General features: G+C 58.6%; 15 protein-coding genes and 2 pseudogenes. 10 read left to right on the top strand and 7 right to left on the bottom strand.

What is annotated here, in order from left to right; translation table 11 throughout:
* Window positions 1-247 precede the first annotated feature (247 nt).
* The gene (locus tag EDC31_RS13760) at window positions 248-814 is read right to left on the bottom strand and encodes a GNAT family N-acetyltransferase (protein WP_081797935.1); all 567 of its coding nucleotides are present in this window, start codon (window positions 812-814) and stop codon (window positions 248-250) included.
* Between the two features lie 266 nt (window positions 815-1,080).
* On the opposite strand from EDC31_RS13760, the gene rsgA reads away from it, so the two are divergent.
* Window positions 1,081-2,085, top strand: a complete 1,005-nt coding sequence (gene rsgA, locus EDC31_RS13755; RefSeq protein ID WP_158310373.1) for a ribosome small subunit-dependent GTPase A — start codon at window positions 1,081-1,083, stop codon at window positions 2,083-2,085.
* A gap of 162 nt (window positions 2,086-2,247) precedes the next feature.
* Here rsgA and EDC31_RS13750 read toward each other — a convergent pair whose 3' ends face one another.
* Together EDC31_RS13750 and EDC31_RS13745 are read right to left on the bottom strand one after the other, a co-directional pair.
* Window positions 2,248-3,918 carry a recombinase family protein gene (locus EDC31_RS13750; RefSeq protein ID WP_042062224.1) on the bottom strand — a complete coding sequence of 557 codons (1,671 nt, stop codon included), beginning with the start codon at window positions 3,916-3,918 and terminating at the stop codon, window positions 2,248-2,250.
* A 12-nt stretch (window positions 3,919-3,930) separates the two neighbouring features.
* Window positions 3,931-4,125 carry a hypothetical protein gene (locus tag EDC31_RS13745; RefSeq protein WP_042062228.1) on the bottom strand — a complete coding sequence of 65 codons (195 nt, stop codon included), beginning with the start codon at window positions 4,123-4,125 and terminating at the stop codon, window positions 3,931-3,933.
* Between the two features lie 392 nt (window positions 4,126-4,517).
* Here EDC31_RS13745 and EDC31_RS13740 point away from each other — a divergent pair, with 392 nt between their 5' ends.
* Window positions 4,518-6,575, top strand: coding sequence for a ParB/RepB/Spo0J family partition protein (locus EDC31_RS13740; protein WP_132127111.1), 2,058 nt, complete (start codon window positions 4,518-4,520; stop codon window positions 6,573-6,575).
* A gap of 112 nt (window positions 6,576-6,687) precedes the next feature.
* On the opposite strand, the gene EDC31_RS13735 is transcribed toward EDC31_RS13740, so the two are convergent.
* From EDC31_RS13735 to EDC31_RS13725, 3 genes are all read right to left on the bottom strand, one after another.
* Entirely contained in the window at window positions 6,688-7,392 is a 705-nt protein-coding gene (locus tag EDC31_RS13735) for a hypothetical protein (protein ID WP_042061677.1), read from the bottom strand.
* A 212-nt stretch (window positions 7,393-7,604) separates the two neighbouring features.
* On the bottom strand, window positions 7,605-9,023 hold the full coding sequence (locus tag EDC31_RS13730; protein WP_042061679.1) for a DHA2 family efflux MFS transporter permease subunit: 1,419 nt from the start codon (window positions 9,021-9,023) through the stop codon (window positions 7,605-7,607).
* Window positions 9,024-9,071: 48 nt separating this feature from the next.
* Window positions 9,072-9,638 (bottom strand): hydrolase, encoded by a 567-nt coding sequence (locus tag EDC31_RS13725; protein ID WP_042061681.1) that lies wholly within the window; start codon window positions 9,636-9,638, stop codon window positions 9,072-9,074.
* A gap of 108 nt (window positions 9,639-9,746) precedes the next feature.
* On the opposite strand from EDC31_RS13725, the gene EDC31_RS13720 reads away from it, so the two are divergent.
* Both EDC31_RS13720 and EDC31_RS13715 read left to right on the top strand, forming a co-directional pair.
* Window positions 9,747-10,403 carry a TetR/AcrR family transcriptional regulator gene (locus EDC31_RS13720; protein ID WP_042061684.1) on the top strand — a complete coding sequence of 219 codons (657 nt, stop codon included), beginning with the start codon at window positions 9,747-9,749 and terminating at the stop codon, window positions 10,401-10,403.
* A 559-nt stretch (window positions 10,404-10,962) separates the two neighbouring features.
* Window positions 10,963-12,669 carry a family 43 glycosylhydrolase gene (locus EDC31_RS13715; protein ID WP_081797881.1) on the top strand — a complete coding sequence of 569 codons (1,707 nt, stop codon included), beginning with the start codon at window positions 10,963-10,965 and terminating at the stop codon, window positions 12,667-12,669.
* Window positions 12,670-12,757: 88 nt separating this feature from the next.
* On the opposite strand, the gene EDC31_RS18535 is transcribed toward EDC31_RS13715, so the two are convergent.
* The gene (locus tag EDC31_RS18535) at window positions 12,758-12,859 is read right to left on the bottom strand and encodes a YXWGXW repeat-containing protein (RefSeq protein WP_204366710.1); all 102 of its coding nucleotides are present in this window, start codon (window positions 12,857-12,859) and stop codon (window positions 12,758-12,760) included.
* A 558-nt stretch (window positions 12,860-13,417) separates the two neighbouring features.
* Between EDC31_RS18535 and EDC31_RS13705 the strand changes: the two are divergent.
* The 6 genes and pseudogenes from EDC31_RS13705 to EDC31_RS13680 all read left to right on the top strand — a co-directional run.
* Window positions 13,418-14,131: pseudogene (locus EDC31_RS13705) on the top strand (cation:proton antiporter domain-containing protein); the annotation flags it as partial.
* 66 nt (window positions 14,132-14,197) lie between these two features.
* Window positions 14,198-15,384 (top strand): IS3 family transposase gene (locus EDC31_RS13700; protein ID WP_132127110.1). Its coding sequence is split into 2 segments (ribosomal slippage): window positions 14,198-14,468 and window positions 14,468-15,384, totalling 1,188 coding nucleotides; the frame shifts between segments, so codons are not numbered across the junction.
* Window positions 15,385-15,443: 59 nt separating this feature from the next.
* Window positions 15,444-15,995: pseudogene (locus EDC31_RS13695) on the top strand (cation:proton antiporter domain-containing protein); the annotation flags it as partial.
* A 405-nt stretch (window positions 15,996-16,400) separates the two neighbouring features.
* Window positions 16,401-17,579, top strand: coding sequence for an ABC-three component system protein (locus tag EDC31_RS13690; RefSeq protein WP_042059372.1), 1,179 nt, complete (start codon window positions 16,401-16,403; stop codon window positions 17,577-17,579).
* The gene (locus EDC31_RS13685; RefSeq protein WP_132127109.1) at window positions 17,572-18,093 is read left to right on the top strand and encodes a three component ABC system middle component; all 522 of its coding nucleotides are present in this window, start codon (window positions 17,572-17,574) and stop codon (window positions 18,091-18,093) included. Before EDC31_RS13690 ends, EDC31_RS13685 begins: the two co-directional genes overlap by 8 nt.
* Window positions 18,090-20,036 carry a DUF3732 domain-containing protein gene (locus EDC31_RS13680; protein WP_042059374.1) on the top strand — a complete coding sequence of 649 codons (1,947 nt, stop codon included), beginning with the start codon at window positions 18,090-18,092 and terminating at the stop codon, window positions 20,034-20,036. Before EDC31_RS13685 ends, EDC31_RS13680 begins: the two co-directional genes overlap by 4 nt.
* Window positions 20,037-20,324: the final 288 nt, after the last annotated feature.

Raw genomic sequence — 20,324 nt, 5'->3', positions numbered from 1 at the left:
TTGATCGCATCCTCCAACCACCATGCCGGCAGTGTCCTCACTGCGGCAGGACGCTCAGTCCACCCTCATCACAGAAAATGCCAAAGTAGTGCTAGAACAATTTCACGGCCCTGCCGGAAACCATCCGATCCATCGGTCTCAGAAAGTGAGCTCACACAGGTCAGTCCTTATAACCGTCGGTATAAGGATGTAGTGCGCATCCGGCCGGCACAGCAGATACTCCGCACCTACCTCGACAACTTCATAGTCAATATCGATCAGGCGATAGTGGGCGAGAAATCCATTTCTCTTTCTCGTATATGTATTCGTATTCATTGCTATAATTATTTTTGAAGAATTCGGCGCTGTTAATGGTATTTATTCGCGAAAACCCTAGTTTTTCAAGGAGGTGAACCGATGCGATATTGCGCGTGTCTACAAACGCTCGCGCCGTTGTCACGTCGTCCCGTGCAAACACCTCCTCTAAAGTCAGAGTGAGTGAAGCTGCTCCAATTCCCTGGCGCCAGAAGGCAGGAAAGACGTGATACCCAATAAGGGCATCATTTCCAGAGATGGTTGCCTGCGTATAACCTGCGGCAGCATTCTCGTCTCCATATCGGATAATCCAGTTGAGCCAAATTTCGCTTCCATCAGGCAATCCTCCAGATGAAAGCATCACGTAACGTTCTCGAAGAGCTTCGATCGTGGCCGGTGGTTCATCAGGAATAAAGTGATAGCCCTGCTCATCTGATAACCCGGCGAACATTTCCTCTGCGTCATCAGGACGTAATGGAACAATAATGAGGTTTTCAATCGGACATATGTTCGTGACCATTCTTAATTACATTCCTGATATTTTTCTTGACAAGACCATAATCATAGCGGCAGGGAAAAGCAGCGGCTACATTTATCAAGGAGGGCGCAATCATGAGCATCAATTCCGTTATCGCTTCCCTCCGTCGATCACGCTTCTTTCCAGGTTAAAGGGCTGTCGGCGGAATTCCATTTTTCGCCACGAAAGACAGAAATCTGATCCTACTGAAATCTTATGGCTGCAACGCCGCGACAATGTTCGCTGCTCAGCAGTTTTCTGGGAGCTCGATGCTTCTTGGTCGTGTTGTTTCGCAGCAGCGTCATCTTCTTACAGTTATCACAAATGCCGGGCCATTGCAGGCTGATATCGCTGGGCGGTTGCTCCACGTCTCAGATGTACAGGAACGACCAGTAATTGGCGACTGGGTAATGTGCCTGCCTCGTCAAGACGAACGGCGTGCGACAATTCACAGTGTATTGCCACGCTCGACCTGTTTCGTCCGAAAAGAGGTTGGTCAACGAACGCGACCGCAGGTAATTGCTGCTAATATCGACGTGGCATTTCTTGTCATGACGATGGGGGCAGATTTTAACCTTTCCCGCCTTGAACGATATCTCGCACTTACAAAAGAAAGCGGAGCTATGCCTGTAATTATCCTGACAAAGGCGGACATATGCGAAGATACTGAGGCGTTCATTAGAGCCACAAGAACCTGCGCCCCGACAGTTAATCTCCAAATCGTCTCTGCTCTTGAAGGAATAGGTCTTCAGCAAACAGGCTCATATTTGAGTGGGCACAAGACAGGAGTTATGGTCGGAAGTTCGGGAGCTGGTAAATCGACGCTGCTGAACGCGTTACTGAAAACCGAGCATGCAGTAACCGGAGCCGTATCAGCATTTACGGAAAAAGGACGACATACCACGACATCCCGCGAACTGGTTCGTCTCCCACTGGGAGGATTGCTCATTGATACACCGGGAATGCGTGAATTGGGTATGATCTGCAATGATGCAGGCGTTGAAGGAGCCTTTGGTGACTTTTCCTCTGAGATTAAGAAAATCGCGCAGCATTGCCGCTTTCGGAACTGTCAGCATCAGAGCGAGCCCGACTGTGCCGTTCACGCTGCCCGAGCTGAAGGCATTATCGACGATAGACGATGGAATAACTGGATTAAATTAAAACGCGAAGTTTCTTATCTAATGGAAAAAGAAAATCCCGAAATGAAAAGAGCAAAACGACGCGAGCAGATCCGTCTTAATCGACAGTCACGGTCATCAGGACGAAATAATTGACTTTGCTCTCAGTTTTAAGTTGAGCTTTTTAAGCTGATATATGCCTTGCTAGGATCGTATTCTAAGTTATTTCCTTGTCTCTTTCGCTGATGATTATTAGGGGGTATCGCCATTTTTACTGATATGATCAATAAGCTTCGTATCCGATGTTGTGCAACTCTGTCAAATGGCGATCTCCAGTGAGTGTTGGTATCGGCCAGACCGTGTCCCCGCAACCAACGATACTTGCGATACGAACGCATCAAGAACGCCACTGTCCGGATGGACCGTGGCGTTTTTCTTGTGCGCCGCAAACTGCAGGATCGCTGCCAGGTCGCCGCGCAGAATAATCGCCAGTTCGCCGTCGGCCGGCTGGAGCGTGATCTGCGAGACGAGCGTGCGCAGGCGCTCGGCAGCCTCGGTCTTCGTTTCTTCCGCCTGAAGGCTCTCGTAGAGAGACGCGATCCGCCTCTGGTAGATATCGGCCATATTCGGATGGAGCAGGGGAGGCGACTCTTCGGTGTTGGCCAGACGCTCTGTCACTTCGGCCTTGCGTGCTTCCAACCGCTTCATGTCGTCAACGATTGCCTGGACTGGTCCACCAGTCTTGAGCGCAGTTAGAAGTTTTGCAAGTTCACGATCGATGCGGGGCAGTTCTGCCCGCATGGCGACAAGGTCCGCACCGTGTTCCATCCGAAGCCTGTTCACCTCGCGGGTGAACTCGTTGCAGAACTCCTTGAACAGGTCCGGCTCCATCAGGTGCGTACGCAGCCCGCTCAGCACCGATGCTTCCAGTGCGTCGCGGCGGATGTTCAGGCGGTTATCGCAGGTGCCCTTGTTGCGCGCCGTCGAACAGCCAAGAAGATCCTTCGAGATCATGCTGTAACCACCGCCACAGCAGCCGCAGCGGATGAGTCCGGCAAAGAGATGGCGCGGACGGCGCCGGTCATTGAGGGCTTCGTTCCCCCGTTCCGGCTGGCTGAAGGTCGTCTCGACCTGCCGCGCTTTCACGGCATCCCACAGATCCTGTTCGACGATCCGCAATTCCGGCACCTCCTGAATCACCCATTCGGATTCAGGATTGAGACGTGAAACGCGCTTACCGGTATCGGGGTCTTTCAGGTAGCGCAGCCGGTTCCAGACCAGCCGCCCGACATACATCTCATTGTTGAGGATGCCGTTGCCGCGCTCCCGGTTGCCGTGAATGGTGGACGGTCCCCATTCCCGCCCCTGCGGACCCGGAACGCCGTCACGGTTCAGTTCCATGGCGATCGTGCGCGACGATTTGCCGCGCGTGTAGTCGGTGAAGATCCGTCTGACCGTGCGCGCTTCTTCCTCGTTGATGGTTCGGTCACCCCGGATGCGCTCGCCCTTGGCGTCAAACTGGCGCACCACGTCATAGCCATAGGAATTGCCACCGCTGGACTTGCCGTCCTCGACCCGGCCGCGCAGGCCACGGCGCACCTTCTCGGCGAGGTCTTTGAGGAACAGGGCATTCATGGTGCCCTTTAGGCCGATATGCAGATGGGTGACGTCTCCCTCGGAGAGGGTGATGATCCGCACGCCGGCGAAGGTCATCCGCTTGAACAGTCCGGCGATATCTTCCTGGTCGCGCGACAACCGGTCCATGGCTTCAGCCAGCACGATCGTGAAGCGGCCGCGTGTGGCGTCCTGGATCAGTTCCTGTATGCCGGGGCGGAGCAGCGAGGCGCCAGAAATCGCCCGGTCGGTATAACTGTCGACGATCGTCCAGCCCTGCTTCTCGGCGTGGAGGCGGCACAGGCGCAACTGATCCTCGATCGAAGCGTCACGCTGGTTCTCGGATGAGTAGCGGGCATAGAGCGCGACTTTCACAATCCCATCTCCCTAATCCTGGAGATCGCGCTGCCTCGCGGCCTCCACTTCAGCGTTGACGAAATCCCGTGCGGCCTGACGGGCCAGAAGCCGGACCAGGCTGACCAGCCGTGGATCGGCTCCACTGCGCAACGGTGTCACGTTGGCGTCCGGGGCGTCGAGAACAAGCCGCACCTTGTCCGCTATCGTATCGCGTTGGCGTGCCATCTTCCCGTCCTTTCTGCATGGACCTTTGGGTGGTTCTGAAGGCACTGTGGCGGGTGGCTTTGCATTGCGTGAACAGAAAAACACACGGAAACAAAGAGATGGATCGTGCGGAGAGGGCTTCGGGATAGTCACGAACACTCACGGCTGTCGTGGTCGGCACTATCACAAATCGGTGATTGAACGACTATAATAGTCGCAATTTATCGATGTAGTCCTCGACTCGAGGATCGGTCGGCACGGACCTGCGTTCCGTAAAGCTGTCTCTACGCGGTTCCGTGGATGCGATCTGGCGTCTGGTGGGGCCGGAAGAGAGGAAGAGGAAAGTGGGGTTTTCGTGACGGATTCAGGGGTGGGAGAGAGGCTTCCGCCCGTCCGTCACGGAGTGTCCCGCCATGGCGAGCGTCATCCAGAAAATCGCTCTCAATGCGTCCCGTGATATCCCCTTCAACAGGCTGGTGCTGTCGCAGTCCAACGTGCGGCGCGTGAAGTCCGGCCTGTCGATCGAGGAACTGGCCCGCGACATCGAACGTCGCGGACTGCTCCAGAGCCTGAACGTCCGTCCCGTTCTGAACGGGGAGGGGACAGAAACCGGGTCTTACGAAGTGCCGGCCGGCGGCCGACGCTTCCGCGCCCTTGAACTGCTGGTGAAGCAGAAGAAACTGGCGAAGACGGCCCCCGTACCCTGTGTCGTGCGCGAGGCCGGATCGGCCATTCTCGCCGAGAATGACTCCTTGGCCGAAAACGTCCAGCGGGTCGCGCTGCATCCGCTGGACCAGTTTCGTGCCTTTCGCGACATGCTGGAGAAGGGCATGTCCGAGGAAGAGATCGCTGCCGCGTTCTTCGTCGTGCCGGCCGTGGTCAAACAGCGCCTGCGCCTGATGACCGTGTCCGACAGACTGCTCGATATTTACGAGCAGGATGGCATGAAGCTTGAGCAGCTCATGGCCTTCTCGATCAGCGATGACCATGACAGGCAATTACAGGTCTGGGAGATCGTCTCCCAGAGCCACAATCGCGAACCCTATCTGATCCGCCGCATGCTGACGGAGAAAACCGTGCGGGCATCGGATCGCCGCGTGCGCTTCGTCGGGCTGGATGCCTATCTTGCTGCCGGCGGTCCCGTCATGCGTGACCTGTTTGAAGCCGACGATGGCGGCTGGTTGCAGGATCTGACCCTGCTCGACCGGCTGGTCATGGAAAAACTGTCGTCAGCCGCAGAAGATATCCGCGCCGAAGGCTGGAAATGGGTCGAAACGGCGCTGTCCTTCCCGTGGGGGCACACACGGGACTTCGGGGAGATCGACGGCACGTCTGTTGCCATTTCGGAGGAAGAAGCCACCCGTCTGACCGCGCTGCACAGCGAGCAGGAAACCATCGAAGCGGAATACGCGCAGGTTGATGAATTCCCTGAAGACATCGATACCCGGCTGGGCGAGATCGAGCAGGCCATTGAAGCGCTGGAGGAACGCCCGGTGTCCTTCGATCCGGCCGACATGGCGCGGGCAGGGGTTTTCGTCAGCCTGGATACCGACGGCACGCTGCTGGTCGAACGGGGTTTCGTCCGGCCGGAAGATATGCCGGTGGAACCGGAGGACGGTCATGATGAGTCCGAGGGATATGATGACGCCATTGACCATCGCGCCGATGGCGATGATGCCGAAGGGGATGGGAGGGAAGACGCACCCGACATCGAACCCGAGGAGGAAGACGGGCTGAAGCCACTTTCCGACCGTTTGCTGACCGAACTGACGGCGTGGCGGACACTGGCCCTGCGCGACGCTTTCGCGGCCAATCCGCATATCGCGCTGACGGAACTGCTGCACACGCTGGTACGCGACCTCTACTGGCAGGTCTCGGGCGCGGACTGCCTGGAAGCCTATGTCCGGGAAATCCCGCTGTCGATCCATTCCCCCGACATGCCGGGCAGTATTCCCGCCCATGCGCTGCGCCAGCGCAACGAGGGCTGGAAGCACGATCTGCCGGAGGACGAGGACGCACTCTGGCAGTGGCTCGACGGGTTGGACGATGCCAGTCGCATCGCGCTGCTGGCGCATTGCCTGTCCTTCGGGGTCAACGCGCTGCATGAATCGTCCCATGGTCCGTCTCTGGCGCGTAGCGTCAGGGAACGGCTGGCCCGCGCCGACCGTCTTGCCACCGCGCTCGCGCTCGATCTGGCCGAGGCGGGCTGGCAGCCAACGGTGGAGAATTATCTCGGCCGCGTCACCAAGGCGCGCATCCTCGAAGCCGTGCGTGAGGCGCGGGGTAATGAGGCCGCTGACCGCATCGCCCATATGAAAAAGGGCGACATGGCGCAGGCTGCCGAGCAGCTTCTGGACGGTTCGGGCTGGTTGCCAGAGGCACTGCGCACAAGGAACATGGCGGGGAGGAGTGAAGGAGAAGTAGGAGCGGCTGACATGCCCGACAGCCTGGACGTGGTTGCGGCCGAGTGATGTTTGCCCGCTGACTGGTATTGGCGGCTTCCGGTCTCCGGAAGTCGCCTTTTTTATGGGAACGATGTCGCGCCCGAATGGCTGTCGACGGTGGTCAGTGACGGGTCAGCGGCTACAGGTGTCGATCCGTCTCGAGTTTGAGGGCTGCTGGCCATAAGGGCGTTTTGGTATAGAAATCCCGTCTGCTGAAGCCGGTGCCTGTTCGGTGCTCGTTGAACAGTCCTGCCCAGCACAGCGGACGCAGGACATGGACGTAAAGACTGGCGGTCAGCTTGAAATCCCGGTGACGGATCTCCTCCTCTTCACCCCCGTAGAGAACCGAACACAGCCGCTCTTCGGTGACGGCAACCTGGGCCTCGATATTGATGACGTTGAGAAAGATATCCCAGTTGCCGAACAGCGGCTCATCGCTTCGGGTGTAAGGACTGTGGTCGACGACAAACAGGAGGTGGGTTGTCAACAGCATCCAGAGCCGGGCAGGCTCTGATTGGAGCTTTCTCGCCAAGTCGGTCAGCCGCAGGGTGCCCTTGAAATGCCGTGCGAGCTTCGCGCTGAGCAGAACCTCATGCAGGATCACCAGCGGTGGGAAATCGTGTTCATTGAGGACTTTGTTGACGGCGTAGAGGTCTTCGACCGTATAGCCGGGCCAGTCAAAGGCCTCGGCGGCCCACGCGATAAAATAGCGTTTCAGCGCCTTGCCGGGCGTAAGGCCGATCGGGCCGTTTTCCTCAATATAGCCGATCGTCAACAGCGCAGCCTTCAGGATGAGGGCATGCGACAGGGGCAGGTCGGTGTCGGGTGAACGAAACGGATTCATTACATAAACAATGAACCAGGTGGGTGCGAGTTGCCAGTCTGGCTTTGCGGCGCAGGGACGATCTCCGTCCCGCGTCCTTCATTGTAATGTCGGCTATCGCCCTCATGTCGGACAATCCGAAACACAAACGAATGACCGCAAAGCGGACGATGCAGGCCCATCTTGCCTGGGTGATTTTTGTTCTCTCAGGCGAGTATCAATGCCCGCCAGATTCAGTTCGATCCGAACTGGCGTTTCTTTTCCGAAGGCCTGATGAAGCGCGTGGCGAGCAGCAGAACGCCATGGAATAACGCGAGCAATGCAAATGTTTCGGCATAAGCCTCTGACACGACATGAGACGGAGCGACTGTCGCAAGCCGCCACCCAAGGAATGTGGCGCACGCTGTAATCAATGTCGGCCCTCCGATCCTTTGCATGATGTTCAGCGCAGTTGTCGCCATCGGAATATCCGTGCGGGCGATCGAAGCGTATCCCGCGCTCATCGCCGGAATGCCGACGGCACCCCCGCCGCCGCCACGCAGCAACAATGCTATGCTCAGCAGGGCAACGTTCAGACCGCTATAGGCAAGCACCACCAAAATCACTGTTCCGACCAACGAGATAAGAGCCCCGCAACCGGTCAGATCGCGCGCGTCAAACCGGTCACTCAGACGCCCAATGAGCGGATAGACGCACATCATCCCCAGACCCAGGGGTGCCATGAACAGGCCCGTCCGCTCGGGCGAGACACCGCAGGCGTGGATCAGCCATATGGGTAGAAGCATCTGACCAGCGAACGATACCCCGTTCGTCAGAAACATGATGATCGCCGACACCGAAAAGGCAGGCGCACGCAGCAGGCGCAGGTCGATCAGCGCGTCATCACCCTTGCGTCGCGCGGATCGGACATACAGGACGAACAGCACGAGGGACGCGCCTAAGGTCGCCTGTCCATAAGGCCGGGCGACATGATCCATGCCGTAAAGAAACGAGACGAGAGCGGGCGCGAGAAATCCTAGCCCTGTCAGGTCAAGTGGACGGAAACGCTCGTCATGTCGATCGTCAGGGAGAAACAGAACGGCAAGGGCAAAAGCCGCAAGCCCGACCGGCACATTGAGAAGAAAGATCCATCGCCAGGACGCGACGGAGAGAATGGCACCGGCGACGACGGGTCCAAGAAGCGGCGCGAGCAGAACAGGTGCCGTCATCGCGCTCGCGACCCTCGGCATCTGTCGGCCCGCCACACGAGCTACCGTCATCTGCGCCATAGGGGCGAGCAGTCCGCCCGCCATGCCTTGCAGCAGCCGGAATACGATCAGGGACGGCGCAGACCACGCTAGTGCGCACAGGCCTGATGTCAGCGTGAAGGCACCGAAGCACCATAAATAGACCGCTCGCCCCCCGAGGCGGCTTACGAGCCATCCATTCAGTGGCAACGTCAGGGCGAGCGCCAGCAGATAGCCGCTGACCACCCATTGAATGTGTGAAAACGGAGCGTGCAGGGTCGCGACGAGATCTGGTAGCGACACATTGACGATCGTGGCGTCCAGTTGCGCCATGAAAGATCCGACCGCCGCGACGCTCACGATTTTCCAGGTGCCCGGAGGCAGTTGATCCGGGTCTAAGGCTGGCAACGACGTTCTGGCGTTCATGAATGATCTCGCGGGAAACCGTGAGACGCGCAGACATGAGCCATGCGTTTACGCATCCAGCGCGATCGCGTCGCTCGTCGTCACCCGGCCAAGACGGGGAAAAATCTCTTCGCAGGCAAAGCGCTGCATCTCTTCGGTGAATGTGGACATGACATCCTCGACGAGCACGACGTTATATCCGTGCTCATGCGCCGCTCTGGCGGTAGATTCCACCCCCAGATTGGTGGCGATTCCACCGACCACGATGGTCGTGATCCCGCGTCGCCGCAGTTGGAGGTCAAGATCCGTGCCGTAGAAGGCACCCCACTGCCGTTTCGTGATGCGCAGATCGGTTGGTTCGGCAAGCCCGTCGACCAGTTCCATCCAGTCGGGTGCAAAACCGCCTGGCGGCGAAAAGGAGCGATCGACGACCGTATGCACCGCGTCCGCAAAGTCCAGCGCGAACGCGACGTTGACCAGAATGACCGGAGCGCCGGCAGTTCGGAAACGCGCCGTGAGTTCTTTCGATCGCTCAACAATCAAAGCACCCGGTGTCGGAGCCAGGGGAAGCCCCGTAATGCCCTTCTGGAGGTCGATCAGGACAAGAGCCGTCTTGGTGGCTTGAAGCGAAATCATGGAGAAACATCCCTGTCGGCGTTAGAACCGCCATCCCGAACCATTGTCCGGAACACGCGGTAACGTTAGTAAGTTGAGTAGACACTCAAGCAGGAGCATTATTTGAGGATGGACTCAAATTCGTCAAGGGGTAAAAGAACGTCTCTTCAGCCGCTGCGTGCGGCTGGGCGTCAGCGCGTTGAGGAATTGCTGGAGGCCGCGTCTGATCTCATGGCGGAACGAGGGTACGAGGCCACGACCATGGCGGAGATCGCCGCGCGCGCCGGGGCGAAGATCGGCTCGCTCTATCGTTTCTTTCCAAACAAGGAGGCGGTCGCGGACGCTTTGGTGCAGCGGCATATCGCCGTTCTGGAAGACGAATACGCGGCACTCGCCAAACGTGCCGCCACGCTGTCGCCCGAAGCATTGGCGGACGTCCTGATCGAGTTGCTTGTCACGCTTTATCCTCGCGTGAAATCCCTGTCCGCGCTGATGGAGGCCCGGACCGACAGGATGGAGATTCGCGAACGTGCACGAGGACATGCGATAGCTGGAATTGCGGCTGCGTTGCGTGTCTGTGCACCAGGGTTGGGTGAGATGCTGGCGAAAGACATTTCTGCGGTCGTTCTGAACACTATGAAAGTATTGCGCGGTATGCTCTCGAAGGACGCGCCCACGATGCCAGGTGCGCCTGACGAATTGCGGCGGATGCACCGTCTTTATCTCGCGGACCGGCTGGAGCCGTTTCGGCGCACTTTAGACAGTATAACGGAGGCGGAGCCATAATTTCGCGGATTGGTGCAGTATTCGCCCCACGACCTAAGAGCCTTGGCGCTGTCCCGGAGAGCGAGATGTCATGGCAGCTTACGCCTCCATCCAGGCATAAAAGCGACTGTGACGGTTGCCAGAAAGCCGACATCGTTGAGCTATCAGCGACAGACCAGGTGCGGGACTGTTACGTCACGTATCCGAGCATGAATAATTGCGTTACAGGTCATGTATTCCCGCTTTTTTCAGACCTCGGCTCTGTATCTTTATGAAATCGCCCTTTGCTCCAGCGCGTTGCCCTTGTGTTTTGTCGTCGTCCGAGCCAAGCCACTGACGTGGTTCCTGATGGCGGCATCCAGAGAACGCAGCACGTTAGCCAACCCCGACAAGCCCAAGCTTGACCGCATGTGCCATCGCCAGACAGGATAAGATGTGGCCGTCAGGGAGACAAGTGTGTTCACGGAAGCTTACGTAACATTCGGCAGAACCGCGGATCAGGATTGATCCGGTTGGTCATAACAGGCCCTCCGTAGCGACGGCTCGGAAATAGATAATAGCCGACGCGATTGGATCAAAAATGGTATTTTACAATGAAGATACCAAAAGAGAAGAAGGACCTGTCTTTTTGAAGATAAACCCGCTTTCCATAGTGGTGTCAGGAATGCTGGTGGTATCATTTGCCACGACATTGCCAGCTTGTTCCCATGCCGCTGAAACAGCAACGGTCAGCAATTTTGCCAATCCGGATGTTCTGGAAGGACATGACGGTCTGCCGCCCAGTCCTCTGTCTCCTTACCGGTACGGACCTCCTGCCATCACGCTTGATGACATGGGGAACGCGCTTGAGGAGCACGCGGCCACACTCTCTTTTTTTGATGGCCGCTATTACATGTACGCTGAAAAGTGGGCCTGTGGTAAGGTTGTTACTTCCGGGAAGGTGAATGCGGCAACGGTCGCTCATTCAGGCGGTCAGTGCGGCCTGGCGGCCTATTCTTCCAGTGACCTGATGCACTGGCACCCGGAAAGCATTTCCAATCCCGCAGGAGTGGAGGGCAACCCGTCCAAGCCGCATGTGCTGTGGAGTGCACCACTTCAGAAGTATGTGCTTTGGTTCAAGGCTGGCAGCAATTTCGCGCCTACCGGCGGCCTCTATTATGCACTGGCCGACAGTCCGAAAGGCCCATGGACGCAAGCGCATGTCGCGCAGGGCGATCATCTCGGCCATGATTTCGACATTGCCCTGGCACCGGACGGTTCCGCCTGGATCGCCTCGGACCCTTTCTCCGGGCAGTATGATCCACATTCAAAAGGCAAGCCGCTATGGGACGTATGGGTGCAGAAGCTCCGTCCCGACCTGACCGGCACGTCTGACGTGCCCGGCACACAGAAGCAGGTCATGAAAGCCGCCGATTTCGAGGCACTGGGTTTCTTTGAACATGATGGTCGCTGGTATCTCACCGGTGGCCCGACCTGTGGCAACTGTGCGGTCCCCATCAGCTATGTTTCTGCAAAAATGCCCACTGGCGACTGGATGAATGAGCAGGATGAGAGCGGAGACGCTCTCAGAACAGGCACCGTCATTGCGCCTGACGGATGTACAGGCCAGAACAAGGGCGCGATGGTTCTTCCCTCCTCCGGCGGGCCGATCGTAATGACGGCCGTCTGGGGTTACCGCACCAATCCGCACAGCCGTGTTGCCAATGGTCATGTCGTGCATGGCGATAACAGTCAGGCGCTTTCCAGTACATACTGGTTCCCTCTGTCTTTCGACGGCCAGAAGCATATCAGGCCGCTTGCCTGTCAGGCGCAGGTGAGGATTCCACTGGCTGGAATGGCCGGAGCAGTTTCAGTTCCGTCCACAAAACAGGCCGATTGCAGGATCCGTACACAGACAGTCCTGGAGCAGGACTGGGGAAATGCAGGGCCGAAGGGACACAGCTTCGCCGTCCCGGTTTTTCAGAAAGTTGATGACGGTCTGCTTGCCACCAGTGGAGGCACTGCCCTTGATGGCGCGCTCGATCTGGAAGCCCGTTTTACAGATGGCACGGTCATACACCGGGCATTCGGAGCGGATCAGGTTGCATGGAGTCCCGACAGCATCCGTTTCTCCGTCCCCGGGGAGGGTGTTAAAACCCTGAGCCGTCTGACCTTCAGCACACAGGCGACCAACGGGTGTTATGGTGTGCTGGCACAACCCGCTGTCGGGCATGGTCGTTACAGCACTCTTTCCTCCGGAGAGGTTCATCTGGCTCCCCAGGCGGAAATGGTTGTACTTTCCCGATAGAAGTAAGACTTACGAAACCCAGAGATCAGGGCGGGATTTATGCCCTGATCGCAGCGACATCGGCTGGTGCCAGCCCCGAGTAATGATCTCAGTATTGTCTCATCCAGCCCGGACGCCAGATATAGGCCGTCCCGTTCCAGAACCAGCGTCCCGGTTCCCAGAAGAAACCTGGTCGGATAACGGGCACCATTTCGTAACGTGGTGGCGGCGGTGGCGGTGCTGGTCGCCAGATCATCGCGGGCGGTAGAGGAGGTGGTCTGACGACAAACCGAGGCGGTGGCGGCGGCCTGCGCACCACGACGGCTGGCAGCCCGCGATGAAAGAAAGGTCTGGCTTCTGCCTGCCGGATCGGAAGGAAAAGCGACAGAAGGCAGAACACGATGAGCGTAAGGCGCATTATTCTGTGAATCTCTTTTTTGACTTCAAGAGGATCGTAACCCGATGATCTGGTCCTGATTATGGCGTTATTATGGGAGCCATGACAGCGGCGTGGCCTGAGCACGATAGGACAGGCTGCTCTGTACTGGGTATTCTTTATAATATACCCGCTCCGCATCCCATCGAAAGCACGACATATGCCCCCACTGGGCAAAATGAGCGAGATGTCCGCTCCCCTCCACGTCTTCCCCCGAGCCGACGTTCTGAATGCCTCCGTATCGGATATGGGAAGACCAGTCAGGCTTCTCAGATAGCGGACCATTGCCGGTTTTTCTTGACGTAGAGGACAGGAGCAGCCAGCGGTGGAGGCATGGATACCATCAGCCTCATCGCCCTGCTTCTGACTCTCTCGGCAGGGTTCAGCATTCTCAATCACCACACGTTTCACCTTCCTGTGACAATCGGTGTGCTGGTCCTCTCATTACTGGCTTCCCTGCTGGTTATGATCCTGAACCTGTTGATACCGGCCTACGACCTCCAGGCTCTCCCGCGATCTGTTCTCGGAGCGATCAATCTTCCCACGGCCCTCCTGAATGGTGCGCTGTCACTGCTTCTGTTTGCCGGGGCCACGCAGGTGGATGTCGGACATCTGCGCGCAAAGCTTGCCTCCGTGGCCGCTCTCTCTGTTTTGGGAACCGTTCTGGCTGTTGCCTTACTGGCGATCGCGGCATGGTACGTCTTCCCTCTGTTGGGTCATGCCGTTCCTTTCTCGTGGTGCATCGTCCTTGGGGCTATCCTTGCACCGACTGATCCTGTTTCGGTTGTCGGTATGCTGAAACGTCTCGGACTGCCCGGCCCCCTTCAGGCTGTTTTCGCAGGGGAGAGCCTGTTTAATGACGGCGTGGGCGTTGTCATTTTCGGTGTCACGATTGGACTGGCGACCGGGGACAGTCAGGGAGTGACCGCCTCCGAGATTGCTCTGAGTTTCTGCCGTGAGGCCATCGGTGGCGGTCTGCTGGGCGCACTGACCGGATGCATCGCACTCCGTGTGCTTAAAGGGCAGCGGGATCCGCATATTGATCTGCAGAGGTGGCCCCCATTTTTCGGACAGGGGCGTAAGCTATAAACCGGCCTGAGAGAGGACGGGTTTATGGGCAAGGTTACGCGGAAACGATATTCGGCGGAGTTCAAGTCGCGGGTTGCGCTGGAGGCGATCCGGGGCGAGCAGACGCTGTCGGAGTTGGCGTCGAAGCACGGCGTGCACCAGACGATGATTGCCCAGTGGAAGCGCCAGGCAGTCGAGGGCATGGCGGGCATCTTCTCCGGCAAGGCGGCACCGGAGGCGGCGGCCAGCCCGGCCGACGTGGAGAAACTTCACGCAAAGATTGGCCAATTGCTGGTGGAACGGGATTTTTTGCGGGATGCCTCTGTGCGGTTGGGCATGCTCAGAGGCGGCAAATGATCGACCTGAAACGGCCTCGGCTTTCCGTGGTGCGGCAATGCGCGCTGCTGCAACTCAACCGGTCGTCCGTGTATTACCGGCCGGTGCCGGAGAGTGAGGGCAATCTTGAACTGATGCGGCTGATCGACGCGCAGTTTCTTGAGACACCCTATTACGGGTCGCGGCAGATGACCTGGCATCTCAGGCGGCTCGGCCATGATGTCGGGCGCAAGCGTGTCCGTCGGCTGATGGCGACGATGGGGCTGCGGGCGATCTATCAGAAGCCGCACACGACGATACCGCATCCTGCGCATCGGAAATATCCGTATTTGCTGCGGGATGTGGTGATCGATCGCCCCAATCAGGTGTGGTGCTCGGACATCACCTATATCCCGATGCGGAAGGGTTTTCTGTATCTCGTGGCGATCATGGACTGGTCGACGCGCAAGGTTCTGTCCTGGCGGCTGTCGAACACGATGGATGCCGAGTTCTGCATCGAGGCGCTACAGGAGGCCCTGATCCGCTACGGCGCACCGGAGATCTTCAACACGGATCAGGGGTCACAATTCACGACGCCCCGGTTCACGGACGTGCTGCAAGCGCGCCGGATCCGCATCAGCATGGACGGGCGCGGCCGATGGCTCGACAACGTCTTCATCGAGCGCCTGTGGCGATCCCTGAAATACGAATGCGTCTACCTGCACGCGTTCGAGACCGGTTCGGAACTGCGGGCCGGGCTCATTGCATGGATCGCGCATTACAACGGGCAGCGTCCTCATTCGGCTTTGGCTGGACGCACGCCCGATGAGTCGTATCATAACGCGCCGACGCCATTGGGTCCGGGCTTAACCCCGGACCCAATGGCCAACAGCAACACCGTCAACCTGGCGGCATGACAACAACCGGCTATAGCTTATCAGGCCCGTAAAGCTGTCCGAACGGATGGGACCACCTCTTGCTGACGTCACTGGCTCTGGCGACCGGAACCTTCAGCATTGCCAACCAGCTTGGCATGTCGGGTGCGATTGCCGTCGTGGTGGCAGGACTGTGCTTTGGAACAAGCTATAGCCATTCCGTTTTTGATGAGGCATCCCGAAAGGAACTCGACGTCGCATGGACACTCATTGACGAGGTGCTGAACGTCCTGCTGTTTATGCTGATCGGCTTTGAAATCCTGGAGATCACACCACATCTGTTTACGGTGCTGGCGACACTTGCTGTGATTCCACTGTCCATTGCCGTGCGGGCATTGAGCGTTCTGTTGTCCACTCTTCCCGTTCATCTCCGACAATGGGAGCGGGGCCGTGTCCTCGGTATCCTGACCTGGGGCGGTCTGCGTGGCGGCATCTCGGTTTCGCTGGCGCTTGGATTGCCGCCTGGAGACTTGCGCGACCTATTGTTGCCTGTCTGTTACGGCGTAGTGGTGTTTACGATCATTGTGCAGGGGCTAACCATGGAGCGTGTTGCCCGCAAACTCTATCCGTCCTCTACGCTTGGACCGCAATAATACGGCTCTGATTATTTGAAGGACCGCTTCGTAAGGAGGAAAGTATTGGCAGCTTTATCATGTTTTTCAACAGATAGCCGACCTGCCAGTTTCCCCCCTGATCTGCCTGTCTGCTCAATGAATTTGAAGCAGGCAGGCAGCAGTCGCCCTCATCTCGGACATTCAGGCGGTTGGGACAGTTTCCCGAAAGTCGAAATTTGCTAGGCACACGTGAATCGACCGAGTTTGGGACATCCCGCCGCTGCTAGAACCTGACAGTCGAGGGCAGCATCGTGGGAACTCACAATCGTAACCGGTCGCCAGCCGGCACACGCCAATCGTATTGGCCTTGGAGCTTGTGCTTGACCAAATCTGGCGAAAACTTAAGATCGTTACTAGGCTCAGACGGGGGATCGACACCAAGCTATGGCGGGCGGCAACAAGTTTGATGCTACGGCATCGATGGTCGGTTACCTGTATCAATGCCGTTTCGCGCTGTTCAAGGCGATTCAAGCGACGCGCGATGCACCCGGGGCGGACATCTCGATTGAGCGGTTCGATGATGTCGCTTTCGAGCAGAATGGCGATCCCGTCGAGCTGATTCAGACCAAACATCATCTTGCCGGCAAAGGCAGCCTTTCCGACGCTAGCACCGACCTATGGAAGACGCTGCGCGTCTGGGCCGAGCGCATCGCGGCCGACCCCGCGACGGTAATCTCATCCCGCTTCTTCCTCATCACCACCGCAACCGCGCCTTCCGGCTCCGCCGCGTCTCTGCTCAGGGCGGATGGTCGAGACGAGGCCGGGGCCTTGGTACTGCTCGAAGCCTCTGCTGCTACATCGACGAGTGCGACCAACGCACTCGCTTACCAAGCATTTAACGCGCTTAGCCCAACGCTGCGCGTGGGCCTCCTCAAGGTCATGACGGTGCTCGACGCGGCATCCGACGCGCTCGACCTGCAAGCCGATATCGAGGCTGAGCTGCACCACGCAGCGAAGACCCAGCATGTTCCAGCGCTTGTCGAACGTCTGGAAGGATGGTGGTTCCGCCAGGTCATCGCCTCGCTCTCTGTCGCAGGCGCTCCACCGATCCCTGTCGTTACCGTCGATGCCAAGATCGAAGAACTCCGCGAGAGTTTCCAGCGTGACGCCTTGCCAGTCGATTTCGCCGAACTTGACGTGACCCAGGAGATACTGGACGAGCATGACGGGCGTCTTTTCGTGCGCCAACTACGCGATATCGAGGTCGCGCCGAAGCGGATCGGATGGGCAATCCGCGATTATTATCGCGCCTTCGAGCAGCGATCGCGATGGGCACGCGACGACCTGCTCGTCGACAATGAACTGCAACGCTACGAGCGTGGCCTGATCGAAGCGTGGGAACCCCGCTTCGAATCCGCCTGCGAGGAATGCGACGGACGAGACGATGCCCTCCGGATCGCTGCGGGAAGGCAGATCTATAAATGGGCGGAGTGCGACGCCGATTTCCCGCTCCGCTCTGTGCGGCAGCGGTTCCTGACGCACGGTAGCTTTCATATTCTCGCCAACCGTCTGGCCCTAGGATGGCACCCAGACTTCCGTGCGAAGGGAGGCGACGATGAGTGACCAGGCATCTGGTGCTCGGCCGGCTTGGAGCGACAGGCCGCAAGAGGAGGCTCGTCTGCTTAACCCGGCCTTTGTCGGGATGCTGTTGTGCCGCATGGTGGCCGACTATGCGCGCAAGGCGGGCCGTCCAATGCCGATCGCGTTGGCGTTCTTGCTCGTACCGATCGTGCTTCATCGCCGCACCCGCGAAGCATTGCCAAAAACGACCGTCACGGGCGTACTGACCTGGCTGCAAGAGCATAAGGACGTACATATCACGTTCTCTGGCCGAATGCGCCTGACCCGGGCGGTCACGCAGGAAGCACTAATGTTCGCCATGGCCCACGCCTATCTCGCGGTCGATGGCACCGCACTGGCGGTCGGCCGCCGCCGCATACCAGCATCCTATCCCAGGGACGCTAATCACACTGACGAGACCCGCGAATGCGTTGACCGGGCGGCCTTTGTCGGCCGGTGGCTTGCCGGCGCCGGAACCGATCACACCATCTTCGCTGCATGGGGAGTGGCGCCATGACCTTCCAGATTGCCAATATCATCCTCTACAGCCATGACGGTCGGATTCGGGAGTTGCCTTTCAGGATCGGCGAGTTGAACGTCATCACCGGCGCGTCGAAAACCGGCAAGTCGGCACTGATCGACATCGTGGACTATTGTACCGGCCGCGACGACTGTTACGTCGCCGAAGGCGTCATCCGGCGACACGTGTCGTGGTTCGCCGTGCTGTTCCAAGCAGGCGACAGCCAAATCTTTGTGGCCCGTCGCAACCCCGGCCCCGGAAACAAGACGAGCCCCGACATATACGTGCAGCGGGGCACGACGATCGAGCCGCCTGCCATCTCCGTGCTAGCCAAGAATTTCACGCTCGATGCGCTGGGTAAAATGCTGGACGCAGCTGTCTGCATCAACGAGAATCAGCATCGGCCGCCCGCTGGCCAGACCCGCGATCCGCTCACTGCCAACATCCGTCACGCGCTGACATTCTCGTTCCAGGATCAAGACGAGATCGACAGCAAGAAAATCCTGTTCCACCGGACCGGTGATAATTTCATCGCCCAGGCCGTCAAGGATAGTCTGCCGTACTTCCTCGGCGCGATCGACGAAGATCGTCTGCTCAAACTTTCGCTTTTCGATGCTGCTAAGCGCGAGTTGCGGCGTCTCGAGCGCCAACTCCGCGAGATTTCGAACGCCAGTTCGGACGAGTTACCCGAGGCCCTGGCGTTGCTCGAAGAGGCAAAGTCCGTCGGTTTGGTCGATGAGCGTGTCGTCGCATCGACACCCGAGGCTGTCATCGGCGCCCTCTCTCATGTGGCGGGCATCGCTTTCGTCGGCGACAATTTTGTCGTCGGCAGCGCCGACGATGCGCTGGTAAGGCTGCGCACCGAGCGCGCCGCGCTGAGAAACGAGCTGGAGGAGGTCAAGTCGGAACTGCGCGCGACGCGGCTCTTCCGCACCGAGAATGGTGGCTATCGACGCGAAGCCGGCGAGCAGCGCGCCCGGCTGAGCGCTATCGGCCTGTTCCGCGACACCGAGGCGGATCATGCCCATTGCCCCTTGTGCGAAAGCGTGCTCGAGACGCCACTGCCCGCAGTCGATGAAATCGCAGGCGCGCTCGCCGGGATGCACCAAGAGCTCCAGGCCGTTGAAACCGAGAGCCCGAAGATCCAGGCGAAGCTCGCTGCTCTTCAGGAGCGTGAGACCGGGCTGGAAGGCCGTTTGCGCGAGAACGGTCAGCGCATGGCAACTCGCATCCGAGAGAACGAATTCCTTGCCAAGCAGCGTGATGATTTCGTCGTTCAGGCCCGAACGGTCGGCAAGATCACGCAGTATCTGAGCACCTCGGACCGCAGCGCCGACAATTCGGCGCTGGTGCGGCAGGTCGAGGAGGCGCGCGCCCGCGTCGCCATGCTCGCGGATGAGGTCGGCGACGACAGCGCCCAGGAGCGGCTTGAGACCTATCTCAACATCATCGGCCGGATGATGACTGACTACTCGGAGACGCTCGACCTTGAACATCGTGGCAGCCAACTCCGGCTCGACATCCGCAAGCTCACCGTGATCGCCGACACGATCGACGGACCGGTGCCGCTGCAACGGATGGGCAGCGGCGAGAACTGGGTCGGCTATCACGTCCTCACCCATCTCGCGCTCCACAAATGGTTCCGCCAGAAAGCGCGGCCTGTGCCCGCCTTCCTCATTCTCGACCAGCCGTCCCAAGCGCATTATCCGCCGGAAAAAGATGCCGACGACGGGTCGATCGCGTCGCTTGCGGACGAGGACAAGACGGCGGTGCAGAAGCTTTTCTCGCTGATTGCCAAAGTTGCCCGTGAGATCGCACCCTCGCTCCAGGTGATTCTGCTCGACCATGCCGATCTCAAGGAGGACTGGTTCGATGACGCCGTGATTGAACGCTGGCGGCATGGCCGCAAATTAGTGCCGCTCGACTGGGTTGATTCCTGATGCGCAACGCTGCCGAAGCAGCACCTTACGAAAAGAACGGTGACCGGCGATGTGCCGCTTCCACTTCGCTCCGATCAGTCCCAGTGGCGACCTCCTCGAAATCGGACCTTCGTCATTGCGAATCTGAAAGGCTGGTTCTGGGTTGGAAATAGCTATTTCGACTTGATGCCGGTGATGACTGCTATCAGCGTGGCACATTCCCGAATGCAGCCCGGCAGGAAGCCCCCCATCGCAGTCGTGATTTCCGATAGGTGACGGGAGTGCGGTGTTCCGGGATGAGGGGCTGGG

Source organism: Acidomonas methanolica (genome assembly GCF_004346035.1).
In the GTDB taxonomy this organism is placed as follows: domain Bacteria; phylum Pseudomonadota; class Alphaproteobacteria; order Acetobacterales; family Acetobacteraceae; genus Acidomonas; species Acidomonas methanolica.
Note: the sequence above shows the minus strand (reverse complement) of the source record. Positions and strands in the feature narration are given on the sequence as shown.

Bases quoted from the DNA above. Each gene is read 5' to 3' on its own strand.
- EDC31_RS13740 (WP_132127111.1), top strand. From the start codon at position 4,518: ATGGCGAGCGTCATCCAGAAAATCGCTCTCAATGCGTCCCGTGATATC.
- EDC31_RS13690 (WP_042059372.1), top strand. From the start codon at position 16,401: ATGGCGGGCGGCAACAAGTTTGATGCTACGGCATCGATGGTCGGTTAC.
- EDC31_RS13720 (WP_042061684.1), top strand. From the start codon at position 9,747: ATGGACTCAAATTCGTCAAGGGGTAAAAGAACGTCTCTTCAGCCGCTG.
- EDC31_RS13725 (WP_042061681.1), bottom strand. From the start codon at position 9,638: ATGATTTCGCTTCAAGCCACCAAGACGGCTCTTGTCCTGATCGACCTC.
- EDC31_RS13730 (WP_042061679.1), bottom strand. From the start codon at position 9,023: ATGAACGCCAGAACGTCGTTGCCAGCCTTAGACCCGGATCAACTGCCT.
- rsgA (WP_158310373.1), top strand. From the start codon at position 1,081: ATGCTTCTTGGTCGTGTTGTTTCGCAGCAGCGTCATCTTCTTACAGTT.
- EDC31_RS13745 (WP_042062228.1), bottom strand. From the start codon at position 4,125: ATGGCACGCCAACGCGATACGATAGCGGACAAGGTGCGGCTTGTTCTC.
- EDC31_RS13685 (WP_132127109.1), top strand. From the start codon at position 17,572: ATGAGTGACCAGGCATCTGGTGCTCGGCCGGCTTGGAGCGACAGGCCG.
- EDC31_RS13760 (WP_081797935.1), bottom strand. From the start codon at position 814: ATGGTCACGAACATATGTCCGATTGAAAACCTCATTATTGTTCCATTA.
- EDC31_RS18535 (WP_204366710.1), bottom strand. From the start codon at position 12,859: ATGGTGCCCGTTATCCGACCAGGTTTCTTCTGGGAACCGGGACGCTGG.
- EDC31_RS13735 (WP_042061677.1), bottom strand. From the start codon at position 7,392: ATGAATCCGTTTCGTTCACCCGACACCGACCTGCCCCTGTCGCATGCC.
- EDC31_RS13715 (WP_081797881.1), top strand. From the start codon at position 10,963: ATGGTATTTTACAATGAAGATACCAAAAGAGAAGAAGGACCTGTCTTT.
- EDC31_RS13680 (WP_042059374.1), top strand. From the start codon at position 18,090: ATGACCTTCCAGATTGCCAATATCATCCTCTACAGCCATGACGGTCGG.